Raw genomic sequence first — 12,573 nt, 5'->3', positions numbered from 1 at the left:
GACGCTCAAGTGCTCAGCGCGTCGGCAGGCGCCACATCCAGAAGGCCACGCAGGCGCAGCAGGCGGCCGGCAGCCAGCACCAGGCCAGCGGCAGCCGGTAGGCGGCCCACAGCGAGCCCAGCGTCATCATGGTCCAGGCCAGCTGCTTGGCGCGCAGCGGGATGGCATGGTGGTCGCGCCAGTTGCGCACCATCGGCCCGAAGCGCGGATGGTTCAGCAGCCATGCCTCGCAGCGCGTGCTGCCGCGCGCAAAGCAGAAGGCCGCCAGCAGCACGAAGGGCGTGGTGGGCAGCAGCGGCACGAAGATGCCGACGATGCCCAGCGCCAGGCTGGCAATGCCGGCCAGCACCCACAGCAGGCGCTGCCAGACCGGCCGGCGCGGCAATAGCAGGGGCACCGAGGTTTCGCTCATGGGCAAATCATCGCATGCCGCTACAGTGCGGGCATGAGCAGCGCCCCCGCTTCGGACCTCCGCTTCCCCTCCATCGACGGCCTGCGCGCCTTTGAAGCCACCGCCCGGCTGGGCAGCCTGGAGCGTGCCGCCGAGGAGCTCTGCGTCAGCGCCAGCGCGGTCAGCAAACGCATCAGCACGCTGGAAGAGCTGCTGGGCCTGACGCTGCTGATGCGCACCGCCAAGCCGCTGGCGCTGAGCGCCGCCGGCAAGGAGTATCTGGAGCAGGTGCGCGCCGCGCTGAGCCTGCTGGCGGCCGTGCCCCTGCACCAGCGCAGCGCCCAGCGCCTGGAGCGCCTGCGCGTCACCGTGCCGCCCACCTTCGCGCGCCAGATCCTGGTGCCGGCCCTGCCCGAGTTCACCGCCGCCCATCCCGAGCTGGAGCTGGAGCTGGTGCTGTCGATTCCCTATCTGGACGAGACCAGCCCGCCGGCGGACGTGGAGGTGCGGCATGGCGACATGCCCGAGGGTCAGGTCTTGCTGCGCGACGTGGTCACGCCGATGGCCGCGCCCAGCCTGCTGGCGCGCATGCCGCCGCTGCGCCAGCCCGCCGACCTGCAGGACTGGCCGCTGCTGCGCACGCCGCTGGAGCCCTGGACGCCCTGGCTGCGCGCCGCCGGCCTGGCCTGGCCCGAGCCCGCCAGCGGCACGCGCTTCGTCGACCTCGGCCTGACCCTGGAGGCCGCGGTGTGCGGCCAGGGCGTGGCGCTGGGGCGGCCGACGCTGGCCGGCCCCTATCTGCACAGCGGCGCGCTGCAGCGGCTCTTCCCCCTGAGCGTGCCGGCCGCCAAATGCTATGGCCTGCTGCAGCACAGCGGCTCGGGCGCGGCGGCCGCCTTCGGCGCCTGGCTGCGCGGCCGCTGCCAGCGCCTGCAGGAAGAATAAGTTTCAGCCCGCGGCTGAAGAACTTTCCCGGCGCGCCGCGGCCCAGGCCCTAGCATGCGTTCCAACCCAAGGAGACCCCCATGCCCGTGATCACCTGCATCGAAGATCTGCGCCTGCTGGCCCAGCGGCGCGTGCCGCGCATGTTCTACGACTATGCCGATTCGGGCTCCTGGACCGAGAGCACCTACCGCGCCAACTCGGCCGATTTCCAGGCCATCAAGCTGCGCCAGCGCGTCGCCGTGAACATGGAGAACCGCAGCACCGCCACCACCATGGTGGGCCAGCGCGTGGCGATGCCGGTGGCGATCGCGCCCACCGGCCTGACCGGCATGCAGCATGCCGACGGCGAGATCCTGGCGGCCAGGGCGGCCGAGAAGTTCGGCATCCCCTTCACGCTCTCGACCATGAGCATCTGCTCGATCGAGGACGTGCGCGCGCGCACCAAGGCGCCGTTCTGGTTCCAGCTCTACGTGATGCGCGACCGCGACTTCATCGAGCGCCTGATCGAGCGCGCCAAGGCCGCCCAGTGCAGCGCCCTGGTGCTGACGCTGGACCTGCAGATCCTGGGCCAGCGCCACAAGGACATCCGCAACGGCCTGTCCGCGCCGCCCAAGCCCACCATCGCCAACCTCATCAACCTGATGACCAAGCCGCGCTGGTGCCTGGGCATGCTGGGCACGCCGCGGCGCCAGTTCGGCAACATCGTCGGCCATGTGAAGGGGGTGGAGAACATGGGCTCGCTGTCCGAGTGGACCGCCAAGCAGTTCGATCCCCAGCTCAGCTGGGCCGACGTCGAATGGATCAAGAAGCGCTGGGGCGGCAAGCTCATCCTCAAGGGCATCCAGGACGTCGAGGACGCGCGCCTGGCGGTGGCCTCCGGCGCCGACGCGCTGATCGTCAGCAACCATGGCGGCCGCCAGCTGGACGGCGCCGAATCCAGCATCCATGCGCTGCCCGCCATCGTCGAGGCGGTGGGATCGCAGATCGAGGTGCATATGGACGGCGGCATCCGCTCGGGTCAGGACGTGCTGAAGGCCTGGGCCCTGGGCGCGCGCGGCACCTACATCGGCCGCGCCTTCCTCTATGGCCTGGGCGCGATGGGCGAGGCCGGCGTCAGCAAGACGCTGGAGATCATCCACAAGGAGCTGGACCTGACGATGGCCTTCACCGGCCATACCCAGCTGCAGAACGTCGGGCGCGAGATCCTGCGGCCCTAAGCCGCCACCTGGTTGCGCCCCGCGGACTTGGCGCGGTAGAGCGCCTGGTCGGCGCGTGAGTACAGCAGCTCGGCGCTGTCGCCGGCGCGCAGCAGGGCCACGCCGCAGCTGATCGTCAGCACCGGCAGTACCTCGCTGGCGCGGTGGGCCAGCCCCAGGGCCTGCACGGCCGCACAGGCCTGCCGGGCCACGGCCAGCGCGCCGGCCAGGTCCACCTCCTCGAGCAGCAGGGCGAACTCCTCGCCGCCCAGGCGCGCCGCCAGGTCTTCGGGCCGGCGTGCCTGGGCGCGCAGGCAGCCCGCCACCGCCTGCAGCGCGTGGTCGCCGGCCGGATGGCCGTAGCTGTCGTTGTAGCGTTTGAAGAAGTCCACATCCACCAGCACCAGCGCGCCGCCGCGCCCGTGCCGCTGGTGGGCGGCCAGCAGGCGCGCCAGGCATTCGTCGAACTTGCGGCGGTTGGGCAGCGCGGTCAGCACATCGGTGGTGGACTGGGCCGTCAACTCCACCATCTGCTGGCGCACCAGCTGGATCATGCCGTTGGCGTAATGCGCCAGGCGGCCGATCTCGTCCTGGCCCGTGACCTCGAGCTGGCCGGCCCAGTGGTTGCTGTCCACCACCGAGCGCAGCTCCTGCTCGAGCCGGCTGAGGCGGCGCACCACCAGACGGTCCACCACCACCATCATGCCGATGCCGGTGAGCAGGATCAGCAGCACCAGCCCGCGCGTCAGATAGCCCTGGCTCTGCTGCAGGCGCTCGAGCGTGCCGCGCGCCGCACTCATGCGCAGCAGGGCCACCGCCTGCCCGCCGATGCCGCTGACCGGCAGGTCCATGTCCAGCTCGCGCGCGTGCAGGCTCAGCGTCGGCACGCCCTGGGCGAACTGCGCCTCCAGCGCTGCGCCCATGCGCGCGCCCGCCGGCGCGGTGCCGGCCGGCAGCAGCTGGAACCGCAGCTTGGTCTGGCGCTGCACCGAATCCACCATGGCCGCGGTGAGCCAGCGCCCGATCACCACGGTGCCGCGCGCCGGGCCGCTGCGGTCGGAACGCAGCAGCGGCCGGAAGCACAGCAGGGCGCGCGCCGCGCCGATCAGGCTGAGGCCACAACCCGGCTGCGCGCCGCGCGCCAGCACGCCGACATGGGCCAGCAGCCCGGTCTGCAGTTGCGCCGCATGCGCCTGCATGGGCCGGGCGCCATCGGGCGCGGGCACCTCCACCTGTTCGAGCGTGCGGCCCTCTACATCCAGCAGGTAGAACCAGTCGATATGACCGGCCTGCAGCGAGGCGGCCGTCAATTCATCGCGCCGGAACTGCGCGTTCGGCTGCGCCACATGCTCGAACATGGCGGTGTAGTTGGACCAGGAGCCCAGCACCACGTCCAGCTGGACCAGCTGCGCATCCAGCGCCAGCAGCAGGCGGCGCAGGTCCTTCTCGGCCTCCACGCGCTCCTGCACCAGGCCGTCCGCCAGCAATTGCTCGCGCACCACCCACACGCTCAGGCCCGCCATGGCGGACAGGATGGCCAGCAGCGTGACGATGATCTTCAGCCTCAGGCCCATGCGCCCCAATGTACGGAGGGCAGGCCCGGCAGGCAAGTGCGCGGCCGCTACAACTGCGCCAGCGCCTGCTGCGCCGAGTCGAACAGCTGTGGCGCCACGCCGTGCGAACTCAGCGCCGCGCTGAGGCGGCTGCGCGCGAAGCCGGCGGCGCCGTAGCGGGTCACGTTCAGGTAGTAGCGGTCGCTCAGCTCGCGCACCATCGCGGCATAGGCCTCCAGCAGCGCCGGCTCGCAGAAGAAATGGTCGTAGTTGACGATGCCCCAGACCTTGTGCGGCAGCGGTGCCAGGCGTTTCTCCACCTCGGCGCGGATCGCCTCCACATCGTCCAGCGTGCGCACCGACAGGCGCTCGAAGTTGAGGAAGAACTGACGCTTGGCGGCGTCATAGCTGAAGCGCTCGGCCAGCGGCAGCATCAGCAGGCGCGCGCGCAGGCCGAGGCCGGCCTCCTCGAACAGCGCCGCCTCCATCGGCCGAGGTGGCGCCGGCAGCAGGGGCTGGAAGCCCATCAGATCGAGCACGTCCTTCTGCAGGTCCAGGCCCGGCGCCAGCTCGCTCAGCACCATGCCCGCCGCGGTGAGCCGCAGCACGCAGCGCTCGGTGACGTAGAGCACCTCCTGGCCGCGCCGCAACGCCTCGCGGCCTGAGAAGGTACGGTGCTCCACCGCGGGCACGAACTTGGGGCTGCCATCGGCCAGGAACTGGCCCACGAACACCAGCTTCCTGGTGTTCTGGCTGATGTTGATGAAGCCGCCGGCCCCGGCCAGGCGCGCGCCGAAGCGGCTGACGTTGACATTGCCCTGCGCATCCGCCTGGGCCAGGCCCAGCACCGCGAGGTCGAGGCCGCCGCCATCGTAGAAGTCGAACTGGTAGGGCTGGTCGATCACCGCCTGGGTGTTGATGGCGGCGCCGAAGTTCAGCCCGCCGGCCGGGATGCCGCCGATCACGCCGGGCTCGGCGGTCAGGGTGATGAGGTCGATCAGATGCTCCTCGGCCGCCACCGCCGCCACGCCCTCGGGCATGCCGATGCCCAGGTTCACCACCTGGCCGGACTTGAGCTCCAGCGCGGCGCGGCGCGCGATCACCTTGCGCGGGCCCGGCGCCATCGGCGTGGCGGCCGCCATCGGCACGCGCAGCTCGCCGGCAAAAGCGGGGCTGTAGGGCTCGGCAAAGGTCTGCTGGTGGTACTCGGGCTTCTCGGCCACCACCACCGCGTCCACCAGCGCGCCGGGAATCTTGACCTGGCGCGGATTGAGGCTGCCGCGCTCGGCCAGGCGCTCCACCTGCACGATCACGATGCCGCCGCTGTTGCGCACCGCCATCGCGATCGCCAGCGTCTCCAGCGTGAGCGCCTCGCGCTCCATGGTGATGTTGCCGTCGGTGTCGGCGGTGGTGCCGCGCAGCAGGGCCACGTCGATGGGGAAGGCCTTGTAGAACAGGTACTCCTCGCCATCGATGGGCATCAGCCGCACCAGCGCCTCGGTGCTGCGCGCATTCAGCGCGCCGCCGCCATGGCGCGGATCGACGAAGGTGTCCAGGCCGACGCGGCTGAGGTGGCCGGGCTTGCCGGCGGCGATGTCGCGGTAGAGATGGGTGATGACGCCCTGCGGCAGGTTCCAGGCCTCGATCTCGCCCGCCAGCGCCAGGCGCTGCAGGGCCGGCACCAGGCCCCAGTGGCCGCCCACCACGCGCTTGAGCAGGCCGGCGTGGCCCAGGTGGTTGAGGCCGCGCGTCTTGCCATCGCCCTGCCCCGCCGCGTACACCAGGCTGAGCTCGCGCGGCGTGCCGGTGGCCAGGAAGCGCTGCTCCAGCGCCACCGCCAGGTTCTCGGCAAAGCCGATGCCCACGAAGCCCGAGCTGGCCACGCAATCGCCATCCTGGATCAGCGCCACCGCGGCGGCGGCGCTCACCACCTTGCCATGCTCGAGCGCCTGCAGCGCATGGATCTGCGCGAGGCGCCCTTGTTGCTCCGGGCTGCTGTGTTGCGGCATGGCCGTCTCCTTGGGGTCAGTTCTTGCCCTGCAGGTATTTTTGCTCGGCTTGCAGCACCAGGGGCAGGACTTCGTCCAAGGTGACCGCGCGCGCGCCATCGTCCTCGAGGTTCACCACCGCCAGATAACCATGCTCGGCACCGCTGCGCGTGAAGGCCTTGGCCAGGCGCAGCTGGTCGCTGCGCAGCAGGCGGCCATCCGCGGCATCCCAGTGTTCCGCCGCCACCAGGCAACCGGCCTGCGGCACCGCGGGCGCATAGGCGGCGCCCGGGTAATAGCCCGGGTTGAGGGTGTTGCCATGCATCAGGATCTCGTCGCGCCCGGCCAGGCCCGCCAGCCAGGCCTCCTTGAAGGGCTCGTAGGCGGCCCAGGCCGGCGGCAGAAAGCTCTCGTACAGCGCCTCGCTCCAGGGCTGGGCCTGCGGCAGCGTGGGGCCGGCGGCATGCTCGAACTCGGCCGGCGTGGCCTCGACCGGCAGCATGGTGTGCAGGTAGGGCGTGGGGCCGATCCAGGGGTTGGTGGCGGTGCCGGCGCCGCGCAGCGTGAACAGGCCCTGCGGCGTGTTGCCCATGCTGATGGTGCCGGGCAGGCCGCTGCGCGACAGCGCCAGCTGCGGCACGGCGAACAGGCGGCCATCCGGCTCGCGCACGAAGCGCCCATCGGGCCCGCGCACCAGCGCCAGGCCCAGCTGGCCGCGGCTGGGCCGCTGCAGGCTGAACACCACCGGGTAGCCGGGGCGCAGCGGCGCGGCCAGCAGCTCCGGCAGGGGCGGGCGCGCGGCGGCGGGCGGGCCCAGGCTGGCCATCAGGGCGCGCAGGCGCGGCTCCTCGCGCCAGGGCGGGAATTGCGCCTCGGTCTGGGCACGCAATGCACCCGCCAGCTCGGGCTGGGCCTTCAGCAGGGTGTAGGCCGCGATGGCGTATTCGCGCGGCCGCTGCAGGCTGGGCAGCAGGGGCCAGAGCAGCGGCGCGGCGGCCGGGGCATAGAGGGCATAGGCCGCCGTCAGCAGGGCGCGCTGCGCGTCCGGTGCCTGCTGGGCCACGCCGGGCAGGGCCGCCAGCAGTGGCGCGCGCAGGGCCTCGATCTCGAGATTGAATTGCGCCGCGCTGGCGAGTGCGGCGGGCAGCTCGGCCAGCGCCGCGGCCTCGCCGCTCTGCAAGCGCGCCACGCGTGCGCGCTGCCGCGCCTGTTCGTCCGCCAGCATGGCGCGCTCGGCGGCGTCGGCCGCCGGCGCCCAGCGGAAGTCGCCGGGCTGGTAGCGCTGCAGCTCGGCCGCGCTGTGGCGCTTTTCCGGCGCCGGGCCAGGGCTGGCGCAGGCCGCCAGCAGCAAGGCCAGCGCCAGCATCAACGGCCGGGTCGCCAACGCCCTACTCCGCCGCCACCCGGGCATCGCAGAAGTCCATCATCATGCGCGCGGCCAGGTACAGGCGCGGCGCGATCGAGTCGAGGTAGATGAACTCGGCATCGGTGGTGTGGGCGCCGCCGCCGCGCAGGCCGAAACCCTCCACCACCGGGCCGCGCGCGCGCAGCGCGGCAAAGGCTGCATCGGTGCCGCCGCCGCTCGCCACCGCGTCGACACGCAGCGGCCGGCCGATCTCGGCAAAGCGCTGGCGTGCATGCTCGGCAAAGGCCTGGCCGGCCTTGCTGGCCTCCAGCGGCGGGCGGCGGCGCTCGAACTGCAGCTCCACGCGCGCCTCCGGCAACAGGCGGCTCTGGATGCGCGCCTGCAGCTTGCGCTCGAGCTCGTCGTAATCCGCCACGCGCAGCACGCGCACATCGGCCGAGGCACTGGCCAGCGGCGGCACCATATTGCGCACGATGCCGGCCTTGGCCATGGTCCAGTTGAGCTTGACGCCGGTCTTGGCGTCGGAGAGATCGCGCATCTGCAGGATCTGGTGCGAGAGCTCGTAGAGCGCGTTCACGCCGTTCTGCGGCGCGCTGCCGGCATGGGCGGCGCGGCCATGCACCGTCAGGTTCACCGAGGCGATGCCGGCGGTGGCCAGGCGCAGCGCATCCTGGCTGCCGCCGCCACCCTCGAAGGACATCACCGCATCGTGCTCGGCGCCCAGCTGGGTGAGCCAGCTGCGCGAGCCCGGCGAGGAGATTTCCTCATCGGCATTGAAGAGCACGGTGATCTGGCCGCAGCCGGCGTAGCCCTGCGCCTTCAGCAAGGCCAGGCTGTGCAGCACCAGCGCCAGGCCCTGCTTGTCGTCGGCAATGCCCAGGCCATAGGCGCGGTCCTCGCGCAGGCCGAAGGGCTGCTGGGCCAGCATGCCGGCCGGGTAGACCGTGTCCATGTGCGCGATCAGCAGCAGCTTCTTGCTGCCCTTGCCACGCCACTGGGCCTTGAGATGGCGGCCAGGGTCTCGGGCGTGTCTTCCATCCGGTAGACCTCGCGCGGCTCCAGCCACTCAATCTCGGCGCCCAGGCCCTTGAGGCGGCCGGCCAGCAGCTCGGCGATCTGGCCCAGGCCGGCGGTCTCGCGGCTGCCGCTCTCGACCGCCACCAGTTGTTCCAGGGTCTTGAGCAGGGCCGGACGTTCGACCTCGGCGGCCTGTAGCAAGGCGGGCTGGGCTCGCAAGGGGCCGTGGGCCAGGCCGGTGCACAGCAGCAGCGCGGCAAGCAGACGCAGGCGGGATGGGCTCATCGTCACTCCAGCAAGGGGGTTGCGGCCATTCTGCTTGCGATCGCCCAGCGCGGCGGGTGCGCCTTGGGCGCTCGTCGCACAACACCGATTTAGGGGCTGGCGTTTTCCCTGATCCTGACCGATAACTTACTGACGCGAAGCTGACGCCACCCGGTGTCCACGCGGGACCGGAGGCCGCCATGAAGCTCAAGCAACTGGGTCAGGTGAAGCGTTGGATGATCGGCCATGCACACCAGCATCCGGTCGAACTGGCGGTGTGGAACCTGGTGCTGACCTGCTGGGTGATGGGCTGGATGGGCATGCCCAGCGCGATGCTGATCGAGGAATGGGCGGCGCTGCCGGCCTGCCTCACCGCCACCCTGGTACCCAGCCTCTATGCCAGCGCCAGGCTGCGCCTGCACCGCCATGGGCGGCTGCGCTGCGACTGGCTCACCGCGCTGTGAAATCGACGCTCAGTGAATGAGCCCGATCCACTCGCCGGCACGCTGATAGTCGCCGAACAAGCGCATCGCCAGCGCCTGCAGGGCGGCTTGCCCGCTGGCATGGGCGGCGGCCAGGCGCTCGAAGGCGTAGAGGCGGTCGTACAGCATGCGGGTGGGCTGCAGGCTCATGCCCTCGCCCTGCATCAGCTCCTGCAGCACATGCAGGTCGCGCACATCCACCGGGCCGGCGATCGGCATGCCGATGTCCAGCGTCTGGCCGGGCAGCAGCGCGGGGTCCAGCGAAAAACCGGCACTCGTGACCTGCGGGCCACTCTGCCATTGCCGGGCGTCAAAGAACTCCAGCGGAGCCGGGCCAGCGTCTGGAACCAGGTGCAGCGGAATGATCATTGGGGGCCTCGACATCAGGGATTGCTGATGGGCTCGATGATGCCGGCCGCCCGCAAAACTTAAGCGAAAAAAAGCGGGTCAAGACCCGCCTTATTCGATCATGCGGAGCCTCAAGCCTTGGGCAGGGTGACGCCGCGCTGACCTTGGTACTTGCCGCCGCGGTCGCGGTAGGAGGTCTCGCAGACCTCGTCGCTCTCGAAGAACAGCACCTGGGCGCAGCCCTCGCCGGCATAGATCTTGGCCGGCAGCGGCGTGGTGTTGCTGAACTCCAGCGTCACATAGCCTTCCCACTCGGGCTCGAAGGGGGTGACGTTGACGATGATGCCGCAGCGCGCATAGGTGCTCTTGCCCAGGCAGATGGTCAGCACATTGCGCGGGATGCGGAAGTACTCGACGGTGCGCGCCAGCGCAAAGCTGTTGGGCGGGATGATGCAGACATCGCCCTGGAAGTCCACAAAGCTCTTCTCGTCGAAGTTCTTGGGATCCACCACGGTGCTGTGCACATTGGTGAAGATCTTGAACTCGGGCGCGCAGCGGATGTCGTAGCCATAGCTGGAGGTGCCGTAGCTGACGATCTTGCGACCGTCCACCTCGCGCACCTGGCCGGGCTCGAAGGGCTCGATCATGCCGGTGCTCTCCGCCATGCGGCGTATCCACTTGTCGCTCTTGATGCTCATCGGGGTTCCCTCAAGGTTTGGCGCATTTTAGGTTCCTAGAATGCGGCACCGACCATGACCCATATCAGCCTCACCCAAATGCTCGAATCCTCGCTGTGGGGCCGCCGCCTCAGCGCGGCGGAACTGCAGCGTGTGCTGCGCGAATGCCGCGAGCGCCCGGTGGCGGCGCGCGAGTACCTGGTGCGCAGCGGCGAGAAGGCGGAGTACTGGGTGGGCCTGATCAGCGGCTTCGGCAAGATGAGCATCAGCACCGCCGACGGGCGCGAGACCACCCTGATCAGCGTGGCCAGCGGCGGCTGGTTCGGCGAGGGCACGCTGATCAAGCATGGCCATTGGCAGTACGACGCGGTGGCGCTGCGCGATTGCCGCATCGCCCTGATGCCGCGCGAGACCTTCGAATGGCTGCGCGCCACCAGCCTGCCCTTCAACCACTATCTGCAGCAGCTGATGAGCGCGCGCATGGGCAGCTTCATCGCCCGGCTCAGCCACGACCGCCTGCTCAACTCCACCGAACGGGTGGCGCGCTGCCTGGCCAGCTTCTTCAACCCCGAGCTCTATCCGGAGCCGGGCCAGTTCCTGGAACTGAGCCAGTCCGAGCTGGGCCAGCTGGCCGGCGTGTCTCGCCAGCGCGCCAACATCGCCCTGCACCAGCTGGAAGAAGCCGGCCTGCTCAGCACCGAGCGGCGCGGCATCAAGGTGCTGCATCTCGACGGCCTGCGCAGCTACACCTCGCCGGCCTGAGCCGCTTTCTTCAGTTCAGCTCAGCGCAGCGTCACACCGTCGAAGCGCATGCGGCCGTCGGGCCCCAGCTTGAAGCCCTGCACGTTCTTGCGCACCGCCACGGTCAGCTCGCCATGGGCGATCACGCTCCAGGGCAGTTGGGCCATCGCGATGCGCTGCGCCTTGGCATAGAGCTGCTGGCGCAGGCCCTGGTCGAGCGTCTGCCTGGCCTGCTGGATCGCCTCGTCATAGGCCTTGTCGCAGAAGAAGCTGGCGCTGGCGGCGCCGCAGGCCAGCTGGCCGGCGGTGTCGGCCGGCTCGGTATCGCCGTTCCAGCCCAGCAGCGCGGTGTCGTGCTCGCCGGCATCGATGCGCTTCAGGTACTCGCCCCATTCATAGCTGACGATGCGCGCCTGCACACCGATCTTGGCCCAGTCGGCCTGGATCATCTGCGCCATCAGCTGCGCATTCGGGTTGTAGAAGCGCTGCACCGGCATGGCCCAGAGCGTCACGTTCAGGCCGCTGACGCCGGCGCGCTTGAGCAGCTCGCGCGCCTGCTCGGGCGCATAGGGCACGGGCTTGAGCGTGGCGTCATGCGCCCAGCTGGCGCGCGGCATGGTCGAGACCGCCAGCTCGCCGGCCGGGCCGAACACCGTCTTCAACAGCGTGGGCTTGTCGATCGCCATGTCCAGCGCCTGCCGCACCGCCAGCTTGTCCAGCGGCGGCTTCTTCAGATTGAAGGCCAGGAAGCCCACGTTCAGGCCCGGCGCGCTGGCAAAGCCGATCGCCGCGTCCTTGGCCAGCTCCTGCACATCGGCGGCACTGGTGAGCGCGGCGATGTCGCATTCATTGCGGCGCAGGCGCTGGGTGCGCACATTGCGGTCCACCGTGATCGCATAGACGAGCTGGTCGACCAGCGCGGTATCGCGGCGGAAATAGTCGGGGTGGCGCGTGTAGCGCAGCACGCTGTCGGACTGGAAGCTCTTGAACACGAAGGGTCCGGTGCCCACCGGCAGCTGCGCGATCTGCGCGGCCTTGCCAGCCTTCAGCAGCTGGGCGCCGTATTCGGCCGACTGCATGGCGGCGAAGGCAAAGCTCAGCATGCTCAGGAAGGAGGCGTCGACGCTGCTGAGCGTGATCGCCACCTCGTCGTCGGCCAGCCGCTCCACCTTGCTGATCAGCTTGCTCCAGCCCAGCGAGAGCACATAGGGCGAGATGGTCGGATAGGCCTGCTGGAAGGGATGCTTGGGGTCGAGCAGACGGCCGAAGGTGAACAGCACGTCGTCGGCATTGAAGTCGCGCGTGGGCGTGAACCACGGCGTGCGGTGGAACTTCACGCCATGGCGCAGCTTGAAGCGCAGCTGGCGCCCGTCGGCGCTGACGTGCCAGCTTTCGGCCAGGCCCGGGATCAGCTTGCCGCTGCCGCGCTCGGCCTCCAGCAGGCCGTCGAAGACCGGCTGGGTCGCCACATGGTCGATGCCCGAATCGGTGTTGGCCGGATCAAAGGTCTTGGGGCTGCCGCTGGCGCAGAAGCGCAGCGTGCTGGCCTGGGCCAGCGTGGTGGCGAGGAGAGAAACCAGCAACAGCTTGCAAATCCGCGCCATC

The 12,573-nt window shown here is 70.2% G+C and carries 11 protein-coding genes and 1 pseudogene; 4 read left to right on the top strand and 8 right to left on the bottom strand.

All coding sequences use genetic code 11. The features are described 5' to 3' along the window. Positions 1-13: 13 nt before the first annotated feature. On the bottom strand, positions 14-412 hold the full coding sequence (locus AC3WQY_RS01750; protein ID WP_492705274.1) for a YbaN family protein: 399 nt from the start codon (positions 410-412) through the stop codon (positions 14-16). Between the two features lie 33 nt (positions 413-445). Between AC3WQY_RS01750 and AC3WQY_RS01745 the strand changes: the two genes are divergently transcribed. Both AC3WQY_RS01745 and AC3WQY_RS01740 read left to right on the top strand, forming a co-directional pair. Continuing rightward, positions 446-1,336: a LysR family transcriptional regulator gene (locus AC3WQY_RS01745; protein ID WP_285232832.1), complete on the top strand. Its 891-nt coding sequence runs from the start codon at positions 446-448 to the stop codon at positions 1,334-1,336. A gap of 80 nt (positions 1,337-1,416) precedes the next feature. Continuing rightward, positions 1,417-2,553 (top strand): alpha-hydroxy acid oxidase, encoded by a 1,137-nt coding sequence (locus tag AC3WQY_RS01740; protein ID WP_285232833.1) that lies wholly within the window; start codon positions 1,417-1,419, stop codon positions 2,551-2,553. Here the strand turns inward: AC3WQY_RS01740 and AC3WQY_RS01735 are convergent. From AC3WQY_RS01735 to AC3WQY_RS01720, 4 genes and pseudogenes are all read right to left on the bottom strand, one after another. Further along, positions 2,550-4,106, bottom strand: coding sequence for a GGDEF domain-containing protein (locus AC3WQY_RS01735; protein WP_492705271.1), 1,557 nt, complete (start codon positions 4,104-4,106; stop codon positions 2,550-2,552). The genes AC3WQY_RS01740 and AC3WQY_RS01735 overlap by 4 nt on opposite strands. A 47-nt stretch (positions 4,107-4,153) precedes the next feature. Next, positions 4,154-6,094 (bottom strand): acyl CoA:acetate/3-ketoacid CoA transferase, encoded by a 1,941-nt coding sequence (locus AC3WQY_RS01730; protein ID WP_492705269.1) that lies wholly within the window; start codon positions 6,092-6,094, stop codon positions 4,154-4,156. A gap of 16 nt (positions 6,095-6,110) precedes the next feature. Then, complete coding sequence (locus tag AC3WQY_RS01725; protein ID WP_492705267.1) at positions 6,111-7,457, bottom strand: hypothetical protein; 1,347 nt, start codon at positions 7,455-7,457, stop codon at positions 6,111-6,113. A gap of 4 nt (positions 7,458-7,461) precedes the next feature. Then, a pseudogene (locus AC3WQY_RS01720) lies at positions 7,462-8,741 on the bottom strand (glutamate carboxypeptidase). 179 nt (positions 8,742-8,920) lie between these two features. Between AC3WQY_RS01720 and AC3WQY_RS01715 the strand changes: the two are divergent. After that, the gene (locus AC3WQY_RS01715) at positions 8,921-9,184 is read left to right on the top strand and encodes a hypothetical protein (protein WP_285232838.1); all 264 of its coding nucleotides are present in this window, start codon (positions 8,921-8,923) and stop codon (positions 9,182-9,184) included. A gap of 9 nt (positions 9,185-9,193) precedes the next feature. On the opposite strand, the gene AC3WQY_RS01710 is transcribed toward AC3WQY_RS01715, so the two are convergent. Beyond that, positions 9,194-9,571 carry a hypothetical protein gene (locus tag AC3WQY_RS01710; protein ID WP_285232839.1) on the bottom strand — a complete coding sequence of 126 codons (378 nt, stop codon included), beginning with the start codon at positions 9,569-9,571 and terminating at the stop codon, positions 9,194-9,196. A gap of 110 nt (positions 9,572-9,681) precedes the next feature. Next, the gene (gene dcd, locus AC3WQY_RS01705; RefSeq protein ID WP_285232840.1) at positions 9,682-10,248 is read right to left on the bottom strand and encodes a dCTP deaminase; all 567 of its coding nucleotides are present in this window, start codon (positions 10,246-10,248) and stop codon (positions 9,682-9,684) included. Positions 10,249-10,302: 54 nt separating this feature from the next. Between dcd and AC3WQY_RS01700 the strand changes: the two genes are divergently transcribed. Then, a complete protein-coding gene (locus AC3WQY_RS01700; RefSeq protein ID WP_492705264.1) occupies positions 10,303-10,989 on the top strand; it encodes a Crp/Fnr family transcriptional regulator in 687 nt (228 codons plus the stop codon). A gap of 20 nt (positions 10,990-11,009) precedes the next feature. On the opposite strand, the gene AC3WQY_RS01695 is transcribed toward AC3WQY_RS01700, so the two are convergent. After that, on the bottom strand, positions 11,010-12,551 hold the full coding sequence (locus tag AC3WQY_RS01695) for an ABC transporter substrate-binding protein (RefSeq protein ID WP_492705262.1): 1,542 nt from the start codon (positions 12,549-12,551) through the stop codon (positions 11,010-11,012). Between the last annotated feature and the right edge of the window lie 22 nt (positions 12,552-12,573).

This window comes from Roseateles sp. FW301-B2, from assembly GCF_058788955.1.
This window is presented reverse-complemented; position numbering and strand designations above follow the sequence as displayed.